The following is a 22,600-nucleotide window of genomic DNA, read 5'->3' on the forward strand; positions in this document are numbered from 1 at the left end:
CTCCAGCCGCATCAAAGGTCGAGGTCCGGAAGGAGATGACCTTCTTGGCGTCTTTAGACTTCACGGTCTGGATCGCGTTGCCCGCGTAGATCGGACGCTCGAAGGTGTCGGCGTCGACAACAGCGGTCACATCCGAGATCACCATCACGTCCAGCAGCGCCGCAACGCGCGGCAGCACGTTCTTGGCGTCGGTGGTCGCAGGCGCCACGATGTGGCTGTAGTCGCCAGCCAGCGATACGATCAGCGCTGCAGTCGGCTCGGCCAGGCGGTGACCCAGCGAGGCATCCTCGGCGACCAGCACCTTGGCCACGCCGTCGATCTTGGCAGCAGCGTCGCCTGCGGCAGCAGCCGATGCACCGGCACAAAGCACGGTCACATCGCCCAGGGCCTTGGAGGCGGAGACAGCCTTGGCGGTGGCGTCCATCGCCAGTTCGCCATTGTTCACTTCAGCAAGGAGAAGAACAGCCATTACACAGCCCCCGCTTCTTTGAGTTTCGCAACCAGTTCGTCAACCGAACCGACCATGATGCCAGCCGAGCGGGCCTGCGGTTCGGTGGTGGAGACGATCTCAAGACGCGGGGAGACGTCGACGCCGTAATCGGCAGCGGTTTTCTCGTCCAGCGGCTTTTTCTTGGCCTTCATGATGTTCGGCAGCGAGGCATAGCGCGGCTCGTTGAGGCGCAGGTCCACGGTGACGATGGCGGGCATCTTGACCGAGATGGTCTGCAGACCGCCGTCCACCTCGCGGGTGACCTTGGCGCTGTCGCCGTCGATGTCGACTTCGGAGGCAAAGGTGCCCTGCGACCAGCCCAGCAGTGCGGACAGCATCTGACCGGTGGCGTTCATGTCGTTGTCGATCGCCTGCTTGCCTGCGAGCACCAGACCGGGCTGCTCTTCCTCGACGACCTTGGCGAGGATCTTGGCCACGGCCAGCGGTTCGATATCGGTGTGCACGTCATCGGCGGCGACAACCAGGATGGCGCGGTCTGCGCCCATGGCCAGTGCGGTGCGCAGGGTTTCCTGTGCCTGTTTTACGCCGATCGAGACCGCAACGACCTCATCCGCCTTACCGGCTTCTTTCAGGCGAATGGCCTCTTCGACGGCGATTTCGTCAAAGGGGTTCATCGACATTTTGACGTTGGCGAGATCGACACCGCTTCCGTCCGCTTTGACGCGGACCTTCACGTTATAGTCAATCACGCGTTTGACAGGCACGAGTACCTTCATGTTCAGACTTCCTTTCGCTTTGGGCGGAGGGGTGGGATCAGGCAGTTGCGAGCGCCCCAAGAATGGCTCGCGCGCGCAGGCGGACGGGTTCATCGACCATGGCGCCATCGACGGTCGTCGCGCCGTCGCCAGAGGCAAGGACCCGTTTTGCCCAGTGGATTTCATTCGCCGAGGGGGCAAAGGCGCGCTGCACCTCACCGACCTGCCGCGGATGGATGCAGAGTTTACCAGACATGCCGAGGGCGCGCGCATGGGCGGCATCCGCCTGGGTTTCGGTCAGATCGTCCAGCCGCGCGGTAACCCCGTCGATGGGTGCGCAGATCCCGGCCAGACGGGCGGCAAGAACCAACTCGCTGCGGGCGGGCAGCAGCACCTCGCGCTGATGTGCAGCACCGATGTCGGCGCAGAAGTCGATCGAGCCGAACACCAGATGTGTCACGCCGGGCACCGCCGCGATGTCGCGGGCCGCCGCCAGCCCTGCGGCGCTTTCGATCAGGGCCAGCAGCGCCACATCAGGGCCGAGCGTTTCGGCCAGATCGGTAATCAAGGCGGGATCTTCGGATTTGGGCAGCATGAGACCAGCCACCGGCAAGGATGCGACGGCTGCGAGATCGGCCGCGTGCCAGGGGGTGCGGGGGGGATTGATGCGTACAATGACGGGCAGCTCGGTGAAATCGCATGTCAGAGCGGCACGGGCGGCCTCCTTGTTGTCGCGCGACACCGCATCTTCGAGATCGAGTATGATCGCGTCGGTTCCGGACCGGGGTGCCTTGGCGAAAATGTCCGGCCGGTCAGCCGGAACGAACAGCGGTGCGCGGATTGCGTCGGACATCACCATTGCGCCTGCGCCTCCATCGCGACAGGGCCACCGGGTGCGGCGGTCCACAGGCTGATCCCAGCCTCAGTCTCGGCGGCGCGCAGGCCAAGCCCTTGCGTGTCGTAGACAGGCGACAGGCTGCGGAAGCTGAAGCGGGCGGGCGCGGCGCCGCGCAGGTCGGCGGCGAATTGCGCCAGCAGGGTTGCCTGCATCGGGCCGTGTACTACCAGCCCGGGATAGCCTTCGTCCTCCTGGCAATAGGGGCGGTCGTAATGGATGCGATGGCCGTTGAAGGTCAGCGCCGAATAACGAAACAGCAATGTCGGCGTGGTGGCGATGTTGCGATTGTGGGGTGCTGCCGGGGCCGTCGCAGCGGGGGAGGGCGGCTTGGCTGTGCCGGTGGGGGCGCCGCGATAGACGATATCCTGTCGTTCCGTGATCAGATCGCCGCTATCGCTGTTGAAATGATGGCGCACGGTTACAAAGCACAGGTCTCCGCTGCGGCCTGTCTTCAAAGCAACATCTTCGATCACTGAACGGCGGGTGACAGTATCGCCGATGCAAAGTGGCGCGTGAAATGTCATCTCTCCGCCCGCCCACATGCGCCGGGGCAGGGGCACGGGTGGCAGAAAGCCGCCGCGTGCCGGATGCCCGTCGGGCCCGAGGGCTGCCGATGGGGCCACCGGCTGACACAGGCAGAGGTGGATCATAGGGGGGGCTTCGGCGCCTTCGTCAAGCGGTCCGTCGCGGTCAAAGGTGGCGTTGAAGCGTTCCACAAGGGTCGGCATCAGCACTTCGGAGCGGGTTTCCTCGTGGCCAATCCAACTGCGCAGGTGGTCAAGATCGATATTCATTTCAGGTCTCCTGTGGTCGGAGTGCGGGCACCGGACCATAATGCGGCGTCTCGCCATGCCAGATCGGGGCGGGCGCCGGGTAGGACACTACGCCGTTCGGAGTCTCGACCGAGATACGGCGCAGGTGCGGGTGGTTTGAGAGGCCTTCCATGTCGTTGACCGAAGCGAGGGCGACATCCGCCACGCGCAGGGCCTCGATGGCCTCGGCGCCAGTTCTGCGGGCGAATCCCCGGGCGACAAGGGCGTCGGTCTGATCCCGATTCGCCACCCGCGCCACATTGGTGGCAAAGCGGGGATCATCGGCCAGATCGGGCTGATCGAGAAAATCGATGCAGAGTTTCTTCCATTCCCGGTCGCTTTGGATCGAGAGCAGAATCTGCGCGCCGTCGCTGGCCGTGAAGACCCCGTAGGGCGCGATTGACGGATGCGCCATCCCGATCCGCTTGGGTGGTTTGCCGCCTTCGTGGTTCAGCAGCGGCACGGTCAGCCAATCAGCCATGACGTCGAACATCGACAGCGATATCCGTGCGCCCTTTCCGGTCTTGTAACGCCGCAAGACCGCTTCGAGAACGGCGGAATAGGCGGTTGCCCCGGTGGCAATATCGACGATGGAAATGCCGACACGGGAGGGAACTGATGGCCCGCCGGTGATCGAGCACAGCCCGGATTCCGCCTGGATCAGCAGATCGTAGGCCTTGCGCTCTGCCATCGGTCCAGCTTCCCCATAGCCGCTGATCGAACAGGTGATAAGACGCGGGAAGTCCTCGGCCAGCCGATCAGCGCCAAATCCCAGCCGCTCCAGCGCGCCTGTCTTGAGGTTCTGGATCAGCACATCGGCATCGATCAGCAACCGCTCCAGTTCCGCCTTGCCCTCGGGCGCGGCCAGATTCAGCGTTACCGAGGTCTTGCCGCGGTTGAGCCAGACAAAATAGCTCGATTGGCCCTTCGCGACATCGTCATAACCACGGGCGAAATCTCCCTCGGGGCGTTCGATCTTGATCACCTCGGCGCCCGCATCCGCAAGGCGCGCAGTGCAGAAGGGGGCGGCTACGGCCTGTTCGATGGCCACCACCTTCAATCCTTCCAACGGGCGGCTCATCAGAACGACCTCGGCAGGCCCAGCACGTGTTCTGCCACGTAGCTGAGGATGAGATTGGTCGAAATCGGCGCCACCTGATACAGGCGGGTTTCGCGGAATTTACGCTCGACATCGTATTCGCAGGCAAAGCCGAAACCACCGTGGAATTGCAGGCAGGCGTTCGCGGCCTCCCAGCTGGCCTTGGCGGCGAGGTATTTCGCCATGTTCGCTTCGGCGCCACAGGGCTGGCCTGCATCATAAAGCCGACATGCCTTCTGCCGCATCAGGTTGGCAGCTTCGATTTCGACATAAGCTTCGGCGATGGGGAATTGCACGCCCTGGTTCTGGCCGATGGGGCGGCCAAAGACCGTACGTTCAGAGACGTATTGCGTCACACGGTCGGTGAACCAGTAGCCGTCCCCGATGCATTCGGCGGCGATCAGCGTGCGTTCGGCATTGAGCCCGGTCAGGATGTATTTGAAGCCCTTGCCTTCTTCGCCGATCAGGTTCTCCTCGGGGATTTCCAGATTGTCGAAGAACAGCTCGTTGGTTTCGTGGTTGACCATGTTGGGGATCGGCCGGACGGTCATGCCCGACTGCATCGCTTCCTTGATGTCGACAAGAAAGATGGACAGGCCTTCGGATTTCTTCTTTACCTCGGACAGCGGCGTGGTGCGGGCAAGCAGGATCATCAGATCCGAATGCTGGACCCGGCTGATCCAGACCTTCTGGCCGTTCACAACGTATTTGTCGCCTTTCTTGACCGCGGTGGTCTTCAGCTGCGTCGTGTCGGTGCCGGTGGTGGGTTCGGTGACGCCCATGGATTGCAGACGCAATTCGCCGCTGGCCAGTTTTGGCAGGATGCGGCGCTTCTGATCCTCGGACCCATGCCGCACAAGGGTGTTCATATTATACATCTGCCCGTGGCAGGCGCCCGAATTGCCGCCGGCGCGGTTGATCTCTTCCATGATAATCGCCGCTTCGGTCAGGCCAAGGCCGGATCCGCCGTATTCTTCGGGGATGAGCGCCGCCATCCAGCCGGCACGGGTCAGGGCATCGACAAACTCTTCGGGGTAGGCGCGGGCCTCGTCGACTTTGCGGTGATATTCATCCGGGAACTCGGCGCATAGCGCGCGCACCGCATCGCGGATATCCTGAAATTCGTCGGTCTGCTGCTGGTACATTTGGGGTCTCCGGTTTGAGTCTTGCGAAGTCTTCGCCATTGCTCTGGATATGCCCGGCTTGCCCTGCATACATCAAATATCTATTAGTGCTTATAGGTATAACGTTTCTGTATATGGGGCGCGGATCGTGGATCTGAGACAGCTGCGATACTTTCTAGCCATCGTCGAAGAGGGTTCTTTTACTCGGGCAGCGCAGCGGGTGAATGTGGCGCAACCTGCCTTGTCCCTGCATGTGCGCAATATGGAAGAAGCCCTTGGAACGCCATTGTTGCTGCGCGCGCCACAGGGGGTTACCGCAACAGAGGCCGGAGAACTACTTGCCCGTCGCGCACGATCGCTTCTGATGGATCTGGAGCGCACCGAAGAAGATCTGCGCAGTCTGGGCCGGGAGCCGACAGGAACGGTACGTCTGGGGCTGCCGGGGACCATCAGCGGTATTCTGTCGGTGCCGCTGATCGCGCGGTGCCGCGCGCGCTATCCGAAGATTAAGATCGTCATCGCCGAAGCGATGAGCGGCTTTGTCCGCGAATGGCTGCTGGATGGCGGTGTCGATCTGGCGGTTCTATATGCTGAATTGCGGGAAGCCGGGGTGCGGTCCGAACCGCTGCTGGATGAAGAGCTGGTGATGCTGGCCCCGCCTGCGCAGGCCGGGGCAGGGCCGACCCCGCTTGACCACCTTGCGGATATTCCACTGATCCTGCCTAGCGGCGCGCATGGGCTGCGCGCCATGCTGGAGGAAAAGCTGCGCGTGAAAGGTATCTCGGTCGCACCCGATATCGAAGTCGACAGTTACAGCAATATCAAACGGTTGGTTGAGCAGGGCTATGGGTGTTCGGTGTTGCCGTTCCACGCGGTGGCGCAGGAGGCCTCCGCCGGGCGCTTGTCGGTTAGCCCGTTCGACGCACCGGGGCTGTGGCGCCGAACTTACCTAGCCCACACTACCGCGCGGCCGCTGACCCGCGCGGCATCGGCTGTCAGTGAAATCCTGACAACCGTTTCCGCAGAATTGATTGCTGATGGAACCTGGGCCGGGGCGCAACCAATTGCGACAAAGGCTGCGGATACCAATTCCTGACCGGGCAAGACCTTTTGGCAACTGGGGTGCGCTTCCTGCCTGATGGGGAGACCTGTGGGCATTCTTGAAGCTGATGAGAGATTGTCTTTCGAATTTCCCGGTTAATCTTCCGGGGGGATCTGCGGATTGTCTTGTCTTCCCTTAGAAACCGTCAGCGAGGCCCGCGATGTTCGCTTCTCCCCCTGCCATTTTACTCCTCCAATCGAACGGCAACCGCGCGCTGCCGCAGATCCGTCCGGACGCCGCTGATTGGCACATCGGGGGGATGTTCAAATGAGCAGGCCGATCAAGATCGAATTCTTCCACGACACGGTGTGCGCCTGGTGTTTCAATCTTTCATCCCGCCTGCGCACGGTAGCACAGGAAATCAAACTCGATATTCGTCACCGGACCTTCGTGCTGCAGGCCAGCCGCCAGGAAATGGCACAGCGTTGGGGCAGCCCTGAGGCGGCGCGGAGTACCATTCTGGATCATTGGCGCCATTGCCGTGCGGCCAGCGATCAGCCGGAACACATCAATATCAACGCGATGCGGGCGGCCCGTTTCGATTATCCCCATGGCATGAACGCGGCGCTCGCGTGCAAGGCGGCGGAAACTTTTGGTGGTCAGGCGCTGCACTGGGAGATGTTCGACCGGATCCAGCGGGCTCATCTGAGCGAAGCCCGCAATATCGCCGACCCGAAGGTGCTGGTGGATCTGGCGCAGGAACTGGGTCTGACCCCGGATCAGTTCAAGTGCCGCATGGAGGATCCGGCGGTGGCCCGGCAGGTCGACGCTGATCGGCATTTTGCCCGGGTGAACGGCGTGCAGGCAGTGCCGACCCTGATCATCGCTGCAACGGGCACGCGGTTGCTGACTGGTTCTGTCGATGAGTTGCGGTCGCATCTGCGTGTTGTCGCGCGGCAACTGGAACATCTCTGAGCAGGCTACGCCCGGAGTGGCACGCGGGCAAAGCGCTTTGCAGAGCTAGCGCATCGTGTTTTATTTCTGGGAAGCAACGGAGAGAGCCATGGACAAGTTTGGTGTCATGCGGGCCTTCTGCCGCATCGTCGACCGTGGCAGCATGGCGCGCGCGGCTGAGGATCTGGGCGTGTCGTCCAGCTTGCTCAGCCGCGATCTGAAGCTGCTAGAAGAAAGCCTCGGCTGCAGGCTGATCACGCGCACCACCCGCAGCATGTCCCTGACCGAACACGGTCGGCTATATTACGAGCAGGCCGACCGCATCCTGCAGGCCGTTGATCTGGCCGAGCAGCAGGTGCGGTCTGGGGCGCAGGTGATGCGGGGCGAGTTGCGGATCAATGCGCCGCATTCCTTTGGCACGACGGTTCTGGCGGATTTGTTGCCCCGGTTCGCCAGTCGCTATCCTGACGTGCAGCTGTCGCTTGTGTTTGACGACAACGTGCTGGATCTGGTTCAGGGCGGCTTTGATGTGGCGATCCGCATCCGTGCAAGCCTGCCGGATTCGGGGTTGATCGCGCGCAAAATTATGCCCGTGCATCAGGGTGTTTTCGCCAGCCCCGAATATCTTGCAGATTGCGGCCAGCCTGAGGCTCCGGAGGATCTGAAAAGACACAGAACACTGTCCTATAGCCTTGCTGAAACTCCGCTGACTTGGGAATTTAATGGGCCGCAAAGACGGGTTACGGTGCCGATTTCGCCCCAGCTGCGCCTTGGCAGCAGCATTGTCCTGCGTGACATGATCAAGGCCGACATGGGGATTGGCAGCTTGCCGAATTTCCTGTCAGCCCCGCTTGAGGCGACGGGCCGGATTGTCCGGGTTCTGCCAGACTGGCACCTGCCAGAACGCACGGTCTACACGCTTGCCGCGTCACGCCTAAGCGCGGATGCTAAGGTGATGGCTTTCAACGATTTCCTGGCTGCGGAATTGGCGGGTCGGCCCTGACAGCCAGCAAGGATGCAGTTGCGGCGCTCCTGGTCGGCGACCGGTCCAAATCCCGGGTTTCCGAATTGACCGTCACACTTCTCATCGTACCTAACGACAGGAGCGCCGCGTGACAGATAGCGGGGCCAAAGAGGGACTTGTGGCCCATAGAGTGACCTCTCGGCACATATTTCAAGTCCGATGCTCAACACCCAGCACCCTACATCCGAAGCGAGACGTTCCGGTCACAATTATCCCGGAAAAGGATGCGAGGGAGGCTTTGGAACGTCGCTGGCCGCCGGGATGCGCAGCCTGAGATTGCATCGATTGGCTGCAAATAGGCGATAATTCGCCGTATGCGCGAGTTATTTTGAACATTGGTCATCATTTGGCCGTAATCTCAACGTAGAGTTTTTCAGTTGCCCGTGGTCCGATGGGCGATTGAAGACCTTCGGCGTCCGTTAGCCATCACAAGGAACGAGGGAACGGGCAATGGAAGGAGGATGCGTATGTTTGCTTTGCCGCCAGACGTCAAAAGCGCCATAGCTACCCAGAACGATCTCGTCCGCGCGGATCTGCCATCCCGTTTCGCGTCGATTACGCTTGTCTCGCTCCTGTCCCTTTTCTTCGTGCCAATCCCAGTGGTGGCCACCATATATCTGGTCTATGGGCTGATCGAGATCATCGGTGTCTACGTCTACAAGAGGCTGAGCAAAGAGGTCACAATCGGCTCGGTCCTCCTGTTCGCCGGATCTGCCTTTGCCGGCGTCTGGGTCTTCAACGCGATCCCGCTGCTTCTGTTTCTTCAGTCAGAACCCTTTCCCAAGCTGATGGGCTCAATGCTGTTGATCATCGCGCTCAATCACAGTGTGGTGGCGCGCTCTGCCTGGATGTTCTTTGGTATCCTGACGGCGGTGCCGATCCTCTGTGTCTTTGGCTATATGATTGGTAGCTTCCTCTATAACTTCGCAAGCCCGGTAGAGATTGTGATCGCGACCATCGTGGTGGTTCTGGGGTCGGCCTATATGCTGCATGCCATGTGGGTGCAGCACCGGCTGACCGGCCGCCTGCGCGAGGCCTTGCGCGAAGCAGAGGCCGGAAGCCGGGCCAAGAGCCGGTTCCTTGCGGCGATGAGCCATGAGATCCGCACCCCTCTCAATGCAATTTGCGCCATGTCCGAATTGATCGAGGATGAACGCACCGACCGGCAGACGCTGCGTGAACGCACCCATCTGCTGCGTAAGTCTGCCCAGGCGCTGACCGGTATTCTGGACGATGTTCTGGATCATGCGAAAATTGAATCCGGACAGTTTGAGCTGAACCTGACAAATGCGGAGCCAAGGTCCGAAATCTCCAGCGCGGTTGAAATGTTCCGGGCGCCCGCCGATGAAAAGGGGCTGCAACTGATCGTCGATATCGAAGACAACGTGCCTGCCTATGCGGAATTCGACGCGCTGCGTGTCCGTCAGATCATCGGAAACTTGGTGTCCAATGCGGTCAAGTACACCGAGACTGGTCAGGTGCTGGTCGGGGCGCGCGGCGAACAGGTCGATGGTCAGACGGTTCTCACCGTTGAGGTGTCGGATACCGGACGCGGCATGACGCCGGATCAGACCGCACAGCTGTTCACGGAGTTCTACCGGGCAGAGGACAAGAACGCCCTCAGCGTGCCGGGCACGGGCCTTGGTCTGTCGATTGCGCGGCGCTTTGCGCATATGATGGAGGGTGAAATTACAGTCAGGAGCAGCCCTGGCCGCGGAAGCTGTTTCACCTTTACATGCCCGGTCAGGGTTCTTGAAAATTCGGAGATCGAGGCCCTGTCGCCGCAAACCCCGGATGAAGACCGAAGCGATCTTGGTGTTCGCTCGATCTTGCTGGTGGATGATACCGCGTCGAACCGGGTGGTGGTGCGTGCCTTCTTGAAAAACAGCGATGTTGAGATTGTCGAGGCAGGGAATGGTGTCGAAGCTCTGGCCTGTCTTGAGAAACGATCGGTGGATCTTGTGCTGCTCGACATGAAGATGCCGGTGATGGACGGGCGCGAAACCCTGGCGGAGCTGGCACGCCGTGGGGGTAGGATCGGCAATACGCCGGTGATCATGCTGACGGCCAACGCTGCGCCAGAGGACCAGGAGTTGTTCCTCAAGCTAGGGGCGGCTGGGTATCTGGCAAAACCGGTCAAGAAGTCCGTGCTGCTATCTGAAATCCGAAGGGTTGCAACCGAACGCTTCATCCGCGCCGCCTGATGGCGCCCCGCTGGCCATGGCGCGCCGGGCGTTGGTCAGAGGCTCCGATCCTGAACAATGTCATGGGGAATGATCTGGTTCCGGTACTGAGCGTGCCTGCTGCCTGATCGTTCCGCCACGGTATACAGGCCTGCTGGTAAAGTCTGCCCGCGTCCGACGGCGCTTTCATATTCTCTGAAATAGATCTGTCCGGTCGGACCTGTGCCGGTTTGTTACCTCGGCTTCGGCGGAACTGCGCCCATCCTTAAGCGGCCTTTAGAGAAAAGGCGCGTATAACGCGCACTTGCCCAAAAGTTGTGCGTGATGAGAGGGGTAACCCTCATCACGGTTAATTTAAAATTTACGATTTCTTGTGAAAGTTGATTCAAATTTGCTGAAAGTTTTCAGCACCACATTGAGATTATGGAAAAAGGCGGCGGGACAGCCCGATGCAGTCGACAGAAATATCGTTCGACAACTTAGGAGAGACCGGTGCTTTGTTCACCGAGCTCCTGCGCGCGCGTTATCATCATTTTATCGAGGCGCGCGGCTGGGACCTGCCCAACGTGCGCGGGCTTGAGTTTGATCAGTATGATACCCCGGAGAGCATCTATTGCGCGATTCATGATGGCATGACGATCCATGGCGGTTTCCGGGTGACGCCCACCACCGCAAAATGCGGCAGCGCCAGCTATATGCTGCGCGATGCGCAACTGGGCCTGTTGCCGGATCTTCCTGCGGACATTCTGGATGCGCCCGCGCCACAGGACCCGAAGATCTGGGAGGTCAGTAGGGTCTTCGTCGATGATACGCTCAGCAGCCGCGAACGCATGCGTGTGCGCGGACAGTTGGGGGTGAGCTTTGCCCGGCTGGCCAAGGACTGGAACATTGATGCGTTCCTTTGTCTGACCTCTGTTTCGGCTGCTTTGCTGACGCGTCAGGCGGGGATCAACATCACCCCGGCCGGATTGCGCTTCGAAATCGAAGGGGAAACCTGTCAGGCTTACCATCTCAAGGTCGATGCCAAGAGGCTGCGTCGCAGCCGAGCGGCGTGATCCACAGCGGCAGGACTATGCGTCAGGGGCAGGACACTCTGCGCTGACTGTCTGATAAAAGGTCCGCAGCGCAAACGAGACCGCAACGCAAAAGGGGGCCCTGATACGGGCTCCCTTTCCTTTTTTTCAAATGTGGGCGTTGTCTACGCCCGGGTTTCAGCGATCAGACCGCGCCAGATCGCCCAGCACATCAGGAGCAGCACCACGGTAAATGGCAGGCCTGTCGAGATGACCATCGCCTGCAGCGAAGCCAGTCCGCCGCCGATGAGCAGCGCAATCGCCACGGCGCCCTCGAAGACGCACCAGAACACACGCTGCGGGACCGGCGCATCGACCTTGCCGCCTGCGGTGATGGTATCGATCACCAGCGAACCGGAGTCCGAAGAGGTGACGAAGAACACGACCACCAGGATGATCCCAAGGAAGCTTGTGATCGAGGCCAGCGGCAGTTCGGCCAGCATCTTGAACAGTTTCAGCTCAAGCGGCGCTTCGGTCACGGTGGTGACGCCATCCTGAATGACCTGCTGGATGGCTGTGCCGCCAAAGACGCTCATCCACAGAACGCAGACCATCGAGGGGATCAGCAGTACGCAAATGATGAACTCACGCACGGTGCGGCCACGGCTGACGCGGGCGATGAACATGCCGACAAAGGGCGACCAGCTGATCCACCAGGCCCAGTAGAAGGCGGTCCAGCCTTGGCTGAAGTTGGTGTCTTCGCGGCCAATCGGGTTGGACAATGCGGGCAGATACTGGATGTAGGCAGCAAGGCTGTCCACGAAGCCGGTCAGGATCGCGATCGTGGGTCCGGCGATCAACACGAACAGCAAAAGCAGGGCCGCAAGCCCCATGTTGATTTCGGACAGCACTTTCACCCCGCCGTCGAGGCCGCGGATCACCGAGATCAGTGCGATTGCCGTAATGCCGGTGATCAAAACAACCTCGGTCGTCGATCCCACGGGGATGCCGAACAGCTCATTCAGACCTGCATTCGCCTGTGTCGCGCCAAAACCAAGCGAGGTTGCAAGGCCAAACAGGGTGGCGAAAACCGCCAGCACGTCGATGGTGTGCCCCGGCCAGCCCCAGACACGTTCGCCCAGGATCGGGTAGAAAGCCGAGCGAATGGTGAGCGGCAACCCCTTGTTGTAGGAAAACAGCGCCAGTGCCAGTGCGACAACCGCGTAGATCGCCCAGGGGTGCAGTCCCCAGTGGAAGATCGTTGCTGCCATGCCCAGGCGGACCGAGGCCGCCTGATCCCCGGCGGCTGCCCCCAGCGGTGCCCAATCGGTCCGCGCGCCATCCTCACCAGTGGCAATGCCACCCATTGAGGTCGAATAATGGCTCATCGGTTCGGAAACGCCATAGAACATCAGGCCGATGCCCATGCCGGCGGCGAACAGCATCGCGAACCAGCCGATATAGCTGTAATCGGGTGTCGCATCCGCACCGCCAAGCCGCACCTTGCCCAGAGGCAGCACGATCAGCAGCAGGCAGAATAGGACAAAAATGTTGGCAGCGCCCAGGAAGAACCAGTCAAAGGTGCTGGTCAGATAGGGGCGCAAGCTGCCGAAGATATCGGCGGATTGCTCTGGCAGGGCCAGCGCGTAGAAAACGAAGGCTACGATGGAAAGCCCGGAAATCAGGAAAACCGGGTTGTGAACATCGAGCCCGAACGGTCCAACTGTCGTTTCGATATTGTCCTGACCAATCGTGTAGTCGGTATCGATGATTTCTGCTGTCCCTTCGGGCTCGGGTATGCCCTGGTTGGTCGTTTCGTCGGCCATTTTGGAGGCCTCCCTTTATCAGATCTTACAAATGCTGTTCGCGGCTCTGTGGTCAGCCGCGCACGACAAACACCGAACATTTCGCATGCTCGGCAATTTTTCCGCCATTCGAGGGCCAGATATAGTCGAGCACATTGGGCAGATGGCTGGCCATCACTACCAGGTCTGCACCCGTGTCCTTGGTGGCTTTCAGCAGCGCATCGTCGACATCCGTGGTCGGATCGTGGCTGACCACCGGCACTGCCGATGCGGTGAACCCGTGCTCTGCCGCTTGTGCCTTGGCGAATTCATCGAGTTTGACGGCATATTCGGCCGGATTATGCGCAGTGGCGCTGGGCGTAGAGGCGGTCACCCCAACAAACACGACTTCTGCCCCGTAATGCTTTGCGAGATCTGACGTGCACTTTAGGGCCTTCTCAAGATGCCCTTGATGCGCCAAGTCCACCGGCGCCATGATTTTCTTGAACACTCGGTTGTCCTTTCTCTCAGTTTGAAAATTTCGGCGGCTCATGTGTCGCAGCCGACCCCGGCGGGGTTGAAAAACCGCCCATCACATATCGATCACTGGGGTGAAAGTGATTTTTGATCTGTCTCCTCCTTGAGGAGCGTAACATCAAATCTGAGCCGCAGACAAACGAGGCGTTGAACTTTTGGTAGGGAATGCGGACCTGACGCTTTGGAATTTGCGGACGTTTAACAAAAATATATTCTTGAAAAACAATGTTTTGTTCGAAGGTCACGGGCTGCTTCAGGGCAAGCCGGGCCGGTGAAACGATTTCCAGAGGCGCGCCATCAGGCGCCGCGATCTGACAAATGCAGCCCGTTCCAGTGGTCGAAATGAACGGGCTGCATTGGTTTTCTGCGGATGGGTTGGTCCGGAGTTCGGGGTGGCGAAGAGCGCCATCCCCATCCTGATCTGGCGCATCCGTGCCGCGGAGAGACCGCCGTCTCAGCCCATCGCGTCGAGCAGGCCCTCACCGGCAGAGAGTTCGCACTGGCCGGGGTTTTCCTCGCGGTTGAGGATCGTCACCTTGCCATCCTCGACCAGCATCGCATAGCGCAGCGAGCGACCGATCAGCCCGGCGGGCGGCGCATCAAAGCGCATGCCGATGGCATCGGTAAATTCGCTTTGGGCGTCGGCCAGCATGGTGATACCTGCTTTGTCCGCGCCGGTTGCTTCGCCCCAGGCCTTCATCACGAAGGGATCGTTTGCCGATATGCAGATGATCTCATCCACGCCCTTTGCATCGAACTGATCCTTGGTGCGGATAAAGCTGGGCACATGGGCGGAATGGCAGGTCGGGGTAAAGGCGCCCGGAACGGCAAAGATGGCAACCTTGCGGCCCTTGACCCTCTCGGCCATCTGCACCGGCTCGGGCCCTTCGGCCCCCATTTGCACCAGGGTGGCGTCCGGCAGGGTGTCTCCGACTGAAATCATCGCGCGTTCCTCTTCTGTCGTGATTGCGTTATCTATGGTCCCCCATATAGGGTCCGGTCAGACCGTGACCAGAACATGCGCAGGAGGCAAGAGGGGACATGAGCCACATCGTGGTAATCGGAGCAGGGCAGGCGGGATCGTCTCTTGTGGCCAAATTGCGCAAAGATGGATTTGACGGTGACATCACCCTGATCGGAGCCGAAACCGCGCTGCCCTATCAGCGGCCACCCCTGTCCAAGGCCTACCTGCTGGGTGAGATGGAGAAAGAGCGCCTGTTCCTGCGCCCCGAGAGTTTTTACGCCGACAATGACATCACCCTGAAACTGGGCGCCACCGTCACAGGGATTGATCCGGCGGCAAAGACGGTCAGCCTTGGGGATGAGGTGATCTTCTATGATCAGCTGGCCCTGACCACCGGTTCCGATCCGCGCCGCCTTCCGGCCGTCATCGGCGGCGATCTTGATGGGGTATTCGTTGTCCGTGGCTTGTCCGATGTGGACGCCATGGCGCCGCATGTGACGACAGGCAAGCGGGTGCTGATCGTGGGTGGTGGCTATATCGGGCTGGAGGCCGCAGCCGTCTGCGCCAAGCGTGGCTTGTCGGTGACCCTGGTCGAGATGGCAGATCGGATCCTGCAACGGGTGGCAGCGCCCGAGACCTCCGATTATTTCCGCGCCCTGCACAAGGGGCACGGTGTCGACATCCGCGAAGGCACGGGGCTGGAGCGGCTGGAAGGCGAAGACGGAAAGGTCGCGCGGGCGGTTCTGGGCGATGGTAGCACGCTGGACGTGGATTTCGTGGTGGTTGGTGTCGGTATCGCCCCGGCGACCACTCTGGCCGAGCAGGCCGGGCTGACGATTGAAAACGGCATCCGGGTCGATGCGCAGGGCCTCACCTCGGACCCTTCGGTCTGGGCGGCGGGCGATTGCGCCTCGTTCCCCTACAAGGGTGAACGTATCCGGCTGGAAAGCGTGCCCAATGCCATCGATCAGTCCGAAATCGTGGCGCAGAACATGCTGGGCGCAGGCAAGGATTACGTGGCACAGCCTTGGTTCTGGTCCGACCAATATGATGTGAAATTGCAGATTGCGGGCCTCAACAGCGGCTATGACAACGTGGTCACCCGTCAGGGCGAGGGGCAAAGCGTGTCCTTCTGGTATTACAAAGGTGATCAACTGGTGGCGGTCGACGCGATGAACGATCCGCGCGCCTACATGGTCGGAAAACGGCTGATCGATGCGGGTAAAACGGCGGACAAATCCGTGGTCGCCGATCCCGAAGCAGACCTGAAGCCGCTGCTGCGGGCATGAGGATCATCGCAGGTGAGTTTCGCGGCCGCGCGCTGGCGGCCGTGGGCAAGGGCGATGCGGGTGCGCATCTGCGCCCGACGACCGACCGGGTGCGCGAAAGCCTGTTCAACGTGCTGATGCACACCGGTGCCATCGACGGCGCCCGGGTGCTGGATCTCTTTGCCGGAACTGGCGCGCTGGGGCTTGAGGCGCTGTCGCGCGGCGCGGCTTTGGTCACATTTGTCGATGACGGACGCGTGGCGCAGGGGCTGATCCGCAAGAATGTCGGTATTTGCCGGGCCGAGGATCGCACGGCCCTGATCCGCCGCAGCGCCCTGAAGCTGGGGCAGAACCCCGATGCCCCCTATGACGTTATCTTCCTCGATCCGCCCTATGGCAAGGATCTGGGGCAAAAGGCGCTTGCCGTAGCCGATGCTGGCGGCTGGATCGCGCCTGGCGCCCTGATCGTGTGGGAGGAAAGTGCTCCGATGACGCCGCCCGAGGGGTATGAGGCGCAGGACAGCCGCAAATACGGCGATACCCATATCTCCCTGATGTGGCGAAGTGTTTCAGGTTGAAATGGGGTGGGCAGGAAATGGCCTGCGTTAGATTTGCTATGTGACGGTTCAGGCAGTAGCGCTTAGCGGTATTTGTTCAGGTTGCATTAAAGGAGCCTCAGATGCCCAAGACATTTCCCACGCCGCAATTGGTGATCTTTGACTGCGACGGGGTGCTGGTGGACAGCGAAACCGTGTCCAATCAGGCCATGGTGGACAATTTGGCGCGCCACGGCCTGTCGCTGACCCTGCCAGAGGCCATGGGGCATTTTGTCGGCGGCACCATGATGGGGGTGATGGACAAGGCGCGAAAGCTTGGCGCGGATCTGCCACAGGACTGGGTGGAGGAAATCTACGCCGAAACCTATGCGCGGCTGCGTGCAGGCGTCGGGCTGGTGCCGGGGATCCCGGATCTATTGGCGCGGCTCGATCAGCATAGCATTCCCACTTGCGTTGCCTCCAACGGCAGCGAAGAGAAGATGCGCATCACGCTCGGACAGAACGGGCTGTGGGAGCGGTTCCATCCGCAAGCGATGTTCTCGGCCCATGCGCTGGGCGTTGCGAAACCGGAACCGGGGTTGTTTCTGGCCGCGGCCAGCCATTTCGGGGTAGAGGCGCGCTCCTGTCTGGTGATCGAGGACAGTGCGACCGGTGCGCAGGCCGCATCCCGGGCCGGGATGCGCTGCCTTGGCTTTGCGCCGCACGGGCAGGGCGCGGCGCTGGCTGATCAGGGGGCAGAGGTGTTTACCGGTATGCAGGAGGTGCCAGCCCTGATTGGGCTAACCTGATCAGCCGTAGGTCGGGTGGAATTTGCCTGCAGGCGACAGGGTGAAGATATCGAACCCATCCGCGGTAACCCCGATCGAGTGTTCGAACTGTGCTGACAGCGATTTGTCGCGGGTGACGGCGGTCCATTCATCGGCGAGGATCTTAGTCTCGGCGCGGCCCAGGTTCACCATGGGTTCGATGGTGAAGAACATGCCTTCCTCTAGAACCGGACCGGTTCCGGGACGGCCATAGTGCAGCACGTTCGGCGGCGCGTGAAACACCTGTCCCAGACCGTGACCGCAGAAATCGCGCACCACGCTCATGCGCTGGGCTTCGACATAGGCCTGAATGGTGTGACCGATATCGCCAAAGGTGTTTCCGGGTTTCACCGCGTCGATCCCCTTCATCAGGGCGTCATGGGTGACCTGGATCAGCCGCTCGGCCTTGCGGGACAGCTTGCCTGCCACATACATGCGGCTGGTGTCGCCAAACCAGCCATCGACGATCACCGTCACATCGATGTTGAGGATATCGCCGTCCTTGAGCTTCTTGTCACCGGGAATGCCGTGGCAGACCACGTGGTTCACCGAAATGCAGCTGGCGTGCTGGTAGCCCTTGTAGCCGATGGTGGCGGATTTCGCGCCTGCATCCTCGACCATCTGGGTGATGATGCGGTCAATTTCGCCAGTGGTCTGGCCGGGAAAGACATGGGGGGCAATATCATCCAGAATGCGTGCGGCCAGAGCGCCTGCCGTGTGCATGCCCGCAAAATCGGCGGGTTCGTGAATGCGGATGCCGTCCTTGGTGGTGCGGCCGTCTTTCGATCTCATCGGGCGGAGCTCCCTCGGGTGTTGTTATCTTGCTATGTAAGCGGTCTTGGCCAAAAGGGCCAGAGGGGGCGGTGCAGTGACTAAAAGGCCGCTGCATCCCCTGCATATCAGGCAGGCAGGGGCGGACCTGCAGGTGCCGGTTTCGTGATTTGAAAACGCCATAGCTTTCCCCGAGCGTGCGACCGAATCTGAAATCAACGACAGGAAAACATAATGATCGGCTACGTCACGATTGGTGTCTCGGATATGGAGAACGCCAAAAATTTCTACACTGAACTCTTCGCGGCTGAAGGCGCCAAAGTCCTGATGGACGCAGGCCGGATCGCCTTTATCGGCAAGGACCGTACGGCGCCGATGCTGGCCGTCTGCACCCCGCATAACGGCGATGTCTGCACCAGCGGCAACGGCGGCATGCTGGCCTTTCCGGCCGGGGATAAGGACAACGTGCAGGTGATGTATGACAAGGCGATCAGCCTTGGCGCCACCGACGAAGGCGAACCGGGCGAGCGTGTGCCGGACTTCTTCTATGGTGCCTATGTGCGCGATCCGGACGGCAACAAGCTCTGCTTTTACGTCATGGGCTGAGCCCAGCCCTTTGCAATTTCTCAGGAGGGCAGCCTTTTGGCTGCCTCCACCCACACGCCATCGGGCGAAATCCGCGTGGTGCAGACCAGCCGTTCGACCCCGGTTGCCTGCGCGTCATCAAAGGCCGCGGCGTAGGCCGGGTCGATATCCGCTGCCAATTGGAAGTGGTCGCAATCGGTGCGCTGCACGAGGTAGAGCATCACCGCCCGGTGCCCTTCGGCCACCATATTGGCCAGCTCCCCCAGATGTTTGGTGCCGCGCGCGGTAACGCTGTCGGGAAATTCCGCCAGACCTGGCTGACGCGACAGCGTCACGCTTTTCACCTCGACATAGCAGTCGGGCAGACCTGGCTGGCTCAGCAGGAAATCGATACGGCTCTTCTCGCCGTATTTCACCTCGGCCCGCACGGTTTCATAGGCGGCAAGCTCGGCAATCTCGCGGGCCTCCAGCGCGGCTTTCAATGCGCGGTTCGGAACCGATGTGTCGACGCCCGTGAAATGGCCGTTTTCGTGATCGACCAGGCGCCAGCCATATTTCAGTTTCTTCTTCGGATCGTCGTTCGGCTCCAGCCAGATTTTCATCCCAGGTTCAGCCAGCCCCATCATCGATCCGGGGTTGGCGCAATGGGCAGTGATCTCGCGCCCATCCTCCAGCCGACAGTCGGCAAGGAAACGTTTGTAGCGGCGGATCAGCCGGGCGGGGATCAGAGGGGTTCCAAAGCGCATGTTCTTGGGCCTATACCTGCCTTAACACCGGATCAAGAGGAGAGGCGCCATGGGCAATCCAACCGCTGCAATGCTGGTTATCGGGGACGAAATCCTGTCGGGGCGCACGCGCGATTCGAACATGCATTTTCTGGCCGGAGAGTTGACCAAACACGGCATCGACCTGCGCGAAGTTCGCATGATCAGCGACGACGAGGTGGCGATCATCGCAGGTGTCACCGCGCTGTCAGAAACCCATGACCATGTCTTCACCAGTGGCGGTATCGGGCCAACCCATGATGACATCACCGCCGATTGCATCGCCAAGGCATTTGGCGCGCATCTGGATGTCCGGGATGACGCCCGCGCGATCCTGCAGGCCCATTACGACAAATCGGGAACCGAGCTGAATGAAGCACGCCTGCGCATGGCCCGCATTCCGGATGGCGCTGCGCTGATCGACAATCCGGTTTCGGCGGCGCCGGGCTTTACCCTCAACAACGTGCATGTGATGGCCGGGGTGCCATCGGTGTTCGAGGCGATGGTGGCCAGCGTCCTGCCCACCCTGACCGGCGGCAGCCCGCTGTTGTCACAGACCCTGCGCGTGATGCGCGGCGAGGGCGAGATCGCAGGCAATCTTTCGGCACTGGCAGCGGATTTCTCTGATTTGTCGATCGGCTGCTACCCGTTTCAGAAGGACGGGGCTTTTGGGGCCAATGTGGTTGTGCGCGGCGCCGATGGCGCCCGCGTCGATGCAGCGGTTACCCGACTTGCACGGGAGCTGGACCTGTGAGCACCGATCCCCTGTACTACGCTGTGGTCGATGGCACCTGGCCAGCAGCCTCCACGCGCGATCTTGGCCCGATCACCCTTCGTGAAGGCCAGGGCGGCGGCAGCCGGGTATCGGCGGCCACCACCAATGGTCCGGTCAATAAGGATCAGATTGCCGCTGCCGAAGAGGCCATGCGCGCCATGGGGCAGGAGCCCCTGTTCATGATCCGCGATGGCGATGATGTGCTGGATGCGCAGTTGGCGGCGCTGGAGTATGAGATCAAGGATCCGGTCAATATCTGGACCTGCCCACCGGCAAAGCTGACCGATGTGCCGATCCCGCGGGTCACCACCTTCTGCGTTTGGGAGCCGCTGGAAATCCAGCGCGAGATCTGGATCGCGGGTGGCATCGGGCCGGGGCGTATGGCGGTGATGGAGCGCGCACCGGGGCCGAAGACGGCGCTGCTTGGGCGGTTCAACGACAAACCCGCCGGGGCGGGGTTCGTGGCTATCCACGATGGGGTTGCCATGGTCCACGCGCTGGAAATCCTGCCGCATCAGCGGCGCAAGGGGATGGGCGCATGGATGGTGCGGCAGGCGGCCTTTTGGGCGGCTGAACAGGGCGCGCGCGAGTTGGCGCTGGTCTGTACCAGGGCGAACGCCGGGGCAAATGGTCTTTATGCCTCACTTGGAATGACCTGCAGCGGGCAGTACCACTACAGGCACAAACCTTGAGGGAGGAGAAAGAAGACCATGACCGATCAGCAAAACCCAACAGCGCTTGACCTGCCGCAGGTGGATCCGCTGCCGCCTGCGACGCAGAAGTATTTCGATATCTGTCAGGACAAACTGGGCATGGTGCCCAATGTGCTGCGGGCGCATGCCTTTGACATCGAAAAGCTGAACACATTCACCGCGCTTTATAACGATCTGATGCTGGGCGACAGCAACCTGAGTAAGCTGGAGCGGGAGATGATCGCGGTGGTGGTGTCTTCCTACAATCGCTGTTTCTACTGCCTTGCGGCACATGGCGCGGCGGTGCGTCAGTTGTCCGGGGATCCGAGGCTGGGTGAGATGCTGGTGATGAACTACCGGGTCGCGCCGCTGGACGCGCGGCAGCGGGCGATGCTTGATTTTGCCCTGCAACTGACCCGCGCCAGCGCCGAGGTCGAAGAGGCAGACCGGCAGGCCCTGCGTGATGTTGGTTTCAGCGATCGTGACATCTGGGACATTGCCAATGTGGCAGCCTTCTTCAACATGACAAACCGGGTGGCCAGCGGCACCGCTATGGTCCCGAACGACGATTACCACGCCCAGTACCGGTGATTGGGCGGTTTTTCATATCATTGGCGGCGGCCCTGTTTGTTGGGGCCGCGCTTTTTGTCTCGGCGCCTTTGGCCCGGGCTGAAATGTCCTTACCGGTCGGCGCCCAGGCGCTGGCACTGCGGGAAACCCCGCTGGGCACCTATGCCTTGCCAACCGGCCCTGTGGGCGCCGATGGGGTGCCGTCCCGCGCGATCGAAGGGCGGATTTTGCGCCGCACCTATCGGATCCGGGGCGAGGCGACCGTTTTGCAGGTTCTGGCGCCCTTGCGGGAGCAGTTGCTGGAGACAGGATACGAACTGCTCTTTCAATGCGAGGCGCGCCAGTGCGGCGGCTTTGATTTCCGATTCGGCATTGAGGTGGTTCCGGCCCCGGATATGGCCGTCAGCATTGGCGATTATCACTTCCTGTCCGCCGTGAAGGGGGAGAGCGCCGTGACTCTGCTGGCCTCGCGTAGTGGCACCTCGGCCTATCTTCAGATCATCGAGGTCTCACCGCCCGAAGCCGCGGCGCTGGAACTGGCCCCATCCATTCCGGCAGGGCAGGCCGAGACGGCAGAAGCTGTCGGAGCAGGCACCGAAAGCCTGCCAGATGCCGACCCTACCGATCTGGCGCAGGCATTGCTGGAGCAGGGCCGGGCGATCCTGCCGGGGCTTGATTTCGGGACCGGAGATGTGGCGCTGGGCCAGGAAAATTATGAAAGCCTGAAAGCACTTGCCGAGTTCCTAGCCGAATTTCCAGACTATTCCGTGGTTGTGGTTGGTCACACCGATACGGTTGGCGGGTTGCAGGACAATACCGACCTGTCGCGGCGCCGGGCCGAGGCCGTGAAGACCCATCTTGTGGAGAAGTCCGGGGTGGATGAAACCCGGATTGAGGTGGCCGGTGTCGGCTATCTGGTGCCGGTCGCAACGAACCTCACGGCCGAAGGGCGGGAGGCAAACCGCCGGGTCGAGGCGGTGTTGCTGCCACGGCCAAAACCCTGAGGCAGGGCCATCACTGGCCACCGGAAAAGGGCTTGACCGGCGCAAAAGCCTGCTCTACCCCAAGGGCAGGCCGCAGACGCCCGCCCCCCGCAGACGTGTACTCGTCGAGGTGAAGTTCTGTTTATTGCTATTGTTTCTGTCACCTTCTCCGCGTCTCGCGCGGGTGGT

The 22,600-nt window shown here is 61.1% G+C and carries 24 protein-coding genes and 1 pseudogene; 13 read left to right on the forward strand and 12 right to left on the reverse strand.

Features of this window, described 5'->3' with window-relative positions:
* From SM766_RS11510 to SM766_RS11535, 6 genes and pseudogenes are all read right to left on the reverse strand, one after another.
* Nucleotides 1-469 (reverse strand): annotated as a pseudogene (locus SM766_RS11510) (electron transfer flavoprotein subunit alpha/FixB family protein); the annotation flags it as partial.
* Nucleotides 469-1,227 carry an electron transfer flavoprotein subunit beta/FixA family protein gene (locus SM766_RS11515; RefSeq protein ID WP_065271505.1) on the reverse strand — a complete coding sequence of 253 codons (759 nt, stop codon included), beginning with the start codon at nucleotides 1,225-1,227 and terminating at the stop codon, nucleotides 469-471. The pseudogene SM766_RS11510 and the gene SM766_RS11515, both read right to left, overlap by 1 nt.
* 37 nt (nucleotides 1,228-1,264) lie before the next feature.
* Nucleotides 1,265-2,059 carry an HpcH/HpaI aldolase/citrate lyase family protein gene (locus SM766_RS11520; protein ID WP_368947872.1) on the reverse strand — a complete coding sequence of 265 codons (795 nt, stop codon included), beginning with the start codon at nucleotides 2,057-2,059 and terminating at the stop codon, nucleotides 1,265-1,267.
* Nucleotides 2,059-2,898: an HTD2 family dehydratase gene (locus tag SM766_RS11525; protein ID WP_368947873.1), complete on the reverse strand. Its 840-nt coding sequence runs from the start codon at nucleotides 2,896-2,898 to the stop codon at nucleotides 2,059-2,061. Before SM766_RS11525 ends, SM766_RS11520 begins: the two co-directional genes overlap by 1 nt.
* 1 nt (nucleotide 2,899) lies before the next feature.
* Nucleotides 2,900-3,997 carry a CaiB/BaiF CoA transferase family protein gene (locus SM766_RS11530; RefSeq protein ID WP_368947874.1) on the reverse strand — a complete coding sequence of 366 codons (1,098 nt, stop codon included), beginning with the start codon at nucleotides 3,995-3,997 and terminating at the stop codon, nucleotides 2,900-2,902.
* Entirely contained in the window at nucleotides 3,997-5,160 is a 1,164-nt protein-coding gene (locus tag SM766_RS11535; RefSeq protein ID WP_274829801.1) for an acyl-CoA dehydrogenase family protein, read from the reverse strand. Before SM766_RS11535 ends, SM766_RS11530 begins: the two co-directional genes overlap by 1 nt.
* Before the next feature lie 127 nt (nucleotides 5,161-5,287).
* Between SM766_RS11535 and SM766_RS11540 the strand changes: the two genes are divergently transcribed.
* The 5 genes from SM766_RS11540 to SM766_RS11560 all read left to right on the forward strand — a co-directional run bounded on the left by SM766_RS11540 (nucleotide 5,288) and on the right by SM766_RS11560 (nucleotide 11,397).
* Complete coding sequence (locus tag SM766_RS11540) at nucleotides 5,288-6,235, forward strand: LysR family transcriptional regulator (RefSeq protein WP_368947875.1); 948 nt, start codon at nucleotides 5,288-5,290, stop codon at nucleotides 6,233-6,235.
* A 273-nt stretch (nucleotides 6,236-6,508) separates the two neighbouring features.
* Entirely contained in the window at nucleotides 6,509-7,156 is a 648-nt protein-coding gene (locus tag SM766_RS11545; protein WP_368947876.1) for a DsbA family oxidoreductase, read from the forward strand.
* Nucleotides 7,157-7,244: 88 nt separating this feature from the next.
* The gene (locus tag SM766_RS11550) at nucleotides 7,245-8,138 is read left to right on the forward strand and encodes a LysR family transcriptional regulator (protein ID WP_065271385.1); all 894 of its coding nucleotides are present in this window, start codon (nucleotides 7,245-7,247) and stop codon (nucleotides 8,136-8,138) included.
* Nucleotides 8,139-8,626: 488 nt separating this feature from the next.
* Nucleotides 8,627-10,363, forward strand: a complete 1,737-nt coding sequence (locus tag SM766_RS11555; protein ID WP_368947877.1) for an ATP-binding protein — start codon at nucleotides 8,627-8,629, stop codon at nucleotides 10,361-10,363.
* 428 nt (nucleotides 10,364-10,791) lie between these two features.
* Complete coding sequence (locus tag SM766_RS11560) at nucleotides 10,792-11,397, forward strand: acyl-homoserine-lactone synthase (RefSeq protein WP_065271384.1); 606 nt, start codon at nucleotides 10,792-10,794, stop codon at nucleotides 11,395-11,397.
* 143 nt (nucleotides 11,398-11,540) lie between these two features.
* Here the strand turns inward: SM766_RS11560 and SM766_RS11565 are convergent, their stop codons facing one another.
* The 4 genes from SM766_RS11565 to SM766_RS11580 form a co-directional block, all read right to left on the reverse strand.
* Nucleotides 11,541-13,181: a BCCT family transporter gene (locus SM766_RS11565; protein ID WP_065271383.1), complete on the reverse strand. Its 1,641-nt coding sequence runs from the start codon at nucleotides 13,179-13,181 to the stop codon at nucleotides 11,541-11,543.
* 52 nt (nucleotides 13,182-13,233) lie between these two features.
* Complete coding sequence (locus SM766_RS11570) at nucleotides 13,234-13,650, reverse strand: universal stress protein (RefSeq protein ID WP_065271382.1); 417 nt, start codon at nucleotides 13,648-13,650, stop codon at nucleotides 13,234-13,236.
* A 16-nt stretch (nucleotides 13,651-13,666) separates the two neighbouring features.
* The gene (locus tag SM766_RS11575; RefSeq protein ID WP_133245361.1) at nucleotides 13,667-13,921 is read right to left on the reverse strand and encodes a hypothetical protein; all 255 of its coding nucleotides are present in this window, start codon (nucleotides 13,919-13,921) and stop codon (nucleotides 13,667-13,669) included.
* A gap of 209 nt (nucleotides 13,922-14,130) precedes the next feature.
* Complete coding sequence (locus SM766_RS11580; RefSeq protein ID WP_065271381.1) at nucleotides 14,131-14,619, reverse strand: peroxiredoxin; 489 nt, start codon at nucleotides 14,617-14,619, stop codon at nucleotides 14,131-14,133.
* A gap of 98 nt (nucleotides 14,620-14,717) precedes the next feature.
* Between SM766_RS11580 and SM766_RS11585 the strand changes: the two genes are divergently transcribed.
* The 3 genes from SM766_RS11585 to SM766_RS11595 all read left to right on the forward strand — a co-directional run bounded on the left by SM766_RS11585 (nucleotide 14,718) and on the right by SM766_RS11595 (nucleotide 17,253).
* On the forward strand, nucleotides 14,718-15,929 hold the full coding sequence (locus tag SM766_RS11585; protein WP_368947878.1) for an NAD(P)/FAD-dependent oxidoreductase: 1,212 nt from the start codon (nucleotides 14,718-14,720) through the stop codon (nucleotides 15,927-15,929).
* On the forward strand, nucleotides 15,926-16,486 hold the full coding sequence (rsmD, locus tag SM766_RS11590) for a 16S rRNA (guanine(966)-N(2))-methyltransferase RsmD (protein WP_368947879.1): 561 nt from the start codon (nucleotides 15,926-15,928) through the stop codon (nucleotides 16,484-16,486). The genes SM766_RS11585 and rsmD overlap by 4 nt, the downstream gene beginning before the upstream one ends.
* 101 nt (nucleotides 16,487-16,587) lie before the next feature.
* Nucleotides 16,588-17,253, forward strand: a complete 666-nt coding sequence (locus SM766_RS11595) for an HAD family hydrolase (RefSeq protein ID WP_368947880.1) — start codon at nucleotides 16,588-16,590, stop codon at nucleotides 17,251-17,253.
* On the opposite strand, the gene map is transcribed toward SM766_RS11595, so the two are convergent.
* Nucleotides 17,254-18,063 carry a type I methionyl aminopeptidase gene (map, locus tag SM766_RS11600; protein ID WP_368947881.1) on the reverse strand — a complete coding sequence of 270 codons (810 nt, stop codon included), beginning with the start codon at nucleotides 18,061-18,063 and terminating at the stop codon, nucleotides 17,254-17,256.
* Between the two features lie 213 nt (nucleotides 18,064-18,276).
* Between map and SM766_RS11605 the strand changes: the two genes are divergently transcribed.
* Complete coding sequence (locus SM766_RS11605; protein WP_274832622.1) at nucleotides 18,277-18,648, forward strand: VOC family protein; 372 nt, start codon at nucleotides 18,277-18,279, stop codon at nucleotides 18,646-18,648.
* A gap of 20 nt (nucleotides 18,649-18,668) precedes the next feature.
* Here SM766_RS11605 and sfsA read toward each other — a convergent pair whose 3' ends face one another.
* A complete protein-coding gene (gene sfsA, locus SM766_RS11610) occupies nucleotides 18,669-19,373 on the reverse strand; it encodes a DNA/RNA nuclease SfsA (protein ID WP_368947882.1) in 705 nt (234 codons plus the stop codon).
* Nucleotides 19,374-19,422: 49 nt separating this feature from the next.
* On the opposite strand from sfsA, the gene SM766_RS11615 reads away from it, so the two are divergent.
* From SM766_RS11615 to SM766_RS11630, 4 genes are all read left to right on the forward strand, one after another.
* Nucleotides 19,423-20,145, forward strand: a complete 723-nt coding sequence (locus SM766_RS11615; RefSeq protein ID WP_368947883.1) for a competence/damage-inducible protein A — start codon at nucleotides 19,423-19,425, stop codon at nucleotides 20,143-20,145.
* Complete coding sequence (locus SM766_RS11620; protein ID WP_368947884.1) at nucleotides 20,142-20,858, forward strand: GNAT family N-acetyltransferase; 717 nt, start codon at nucleotides 20,142-20,144, stop codon at nucleotides 20,856-20,858. The genes SM766_RS11615 and SM766_RS11620 overlap by 4 nt, the downstream gene beginning before the upstream one ends.
* A gap of 18 nt (nucleotides 20,859-20,876) precedes the next feature.
* A complete protein-coding gene (locus SM766_RS11625; protein ID WP_368947885.1) occupies nucleotides 20,877-21,449 on the forward strand; it encodes a peroxidase-related enzyme in 573 nt (190 codons plus the stop codon).
* Nucleotides 21,450-21,532: 83 nt separating this feature from the next.
* Nucleotides 21,533-22,432, forward strand: coding sequence for an OmpA family protein (locus tag SM766_RS11630; protein WP_368947886.1), 900 nt, complete (start codon nucleotides 21,533-21,535; stop codon nucleotides 22,430-22,432).
* Nucleotides 22,433-22,600: the final 168 nt, after the last annotated feature.

The organism is Pseudophaeobacter sp. A-200-2, from assembly GCF_041008815.1.
Taxonomy (GTDB): domain Bacteria; phylum Pseudomonadota; class Alphaproteobacteria; order Rhodobacterales; family Rhodobacteraceae; genus Phycobacter; species Phycobacter gallaeciensis_A.

Coding starts and splice junctions, on each gene's coding strand:
- SM766_RS11565 (WP_065271383.1), bottom strand. CDS start 13,181: ATGGCCGACGAAACGACCAACCAGGGCATACCCGAGCCCGAAGGGACA.
- SM766_RS11560 (WP_065271384.1), top strand. CDS start 10,792: ATGCAGTCGACAGAAATATCGTTCGACAACTTAGGAGAGACCGGTGCT.
- SM766_RS11605 (WP_274832622.1), top strand. CDS start 18,277: ATGATCGGCTACGTCACGATTGGTGTCTCGGATATGGAGAACGCCAAA.
- sfsA (WP_368947882.1), bottom strand. CDS start 19,373: ATGCGCTTTGGAACCCCTCTGATCCCCGCCCGGCTGATCCGCCGCTAC.
- SM766_RS11535 (WP_274829801.1), bottom strand. CDS start 5,160: ATGTACCAGCAGCAGACCGACGAATTTCAGGATATCCGCGATGCGGTG.
- SM766_RS11595 (WP_368947880.1), top strand. CDS start 16,588: ATGCCCAAGACATTTCCCACGCCGCAATTGGTGATCTTTGACTGCGAC.
- SM766_RS11615 (WP_368947883.1), top strand. CDS start 19,423: ATGGGCAATCCAACCGCTGCAATGCTGGTTATCGGGGACGAAATCCTG.
- SM766_RS11625 (WP_368947885.1), top strand. CDS start 20,877: ATGACCGATCAGCAAAACCCAACAGCGCTTGACCTGCCGCAGGTGGAT.
- SM766_RS11550 (WP_065271385.1), top strand. CDS start 7,245: ATGGACAAGTTTGGTGTCATGCGGGCCTTCTGCCGCATCGTCGACCGT.
- SM766_RS11530 (WP_368947874.1), bottom strand. CDS start 3,997: ATGAGCCGCCCGTTGGAAGGATTGAAGGTGGTGGCCATCGAACAGGCC.
- SM766_RS11520 (WP_368947872.1), bottom strand. CDS start 2,059: ATGTCCGACGCAATCCGCGCACCGCTGTTCGTTCCGGCTGACCGGCCG.
- SM766_RS11630 (WP_368947886.1), top strand. CDS start 21,533: ATGTCCTTACCGGTCGGCGCCCAGGCGCTGGCACTGCGGGAAACCCCG.
- SM766_RS11515 (WP_065271505.1), bottom strand. CDS start 1,227: ATGAAGGTACTCGTGCCTGTCAAACGCGTGATTGACTATAACGTGAAG.
- SM766_RS11585 (WP_368947878.1), top strand. CDS start 14,718: ATGAGCCACATCGTGGTAATCGGAGCAGGGCAGGCGGGATCGTCTCTT.
- SM766_RS11525 (WP_368947873.1), bottom strand. CDS start 2,898: ATGAATATCGATCTTGACCACCTGCGCAGTTGGATTGGCCACGAGGAA.
- map (WP_368947881.1), bottom strand. CDS start 18,063: ATGAGATCGAAAGACGGCCGCACCACCAAGGACGGCATCCGCATTCAC.
- SM766_RS11545 (WP_368947876.1), top strand. CDS start 6,509: ATGAGCAGGCCGATCAAGATCGAATTCTTCCACGACACGGTGTGCGCC.
- SM766_RS11555 (WP_368947877.1), top strand. CDS start 8,627: ATGTTTGCTTTGCCGCCAGACGTCAAAAGCGCCATAGCTACCCAGAAC.
- SM766_RS11580 (WP_065271381.1), bottom strand. CDS start 14,619: ATGATTTCAGTCGGAGACACCCTGCCGGACGCCACCCTGGTGCAAATG.
- rsmD (WP_368947879.1), top strand. CDS start 15,926: ATGAGGATCATCGCAGGTGAGTTTCGCGGCCGCGCGCTGGCGGCCGTG.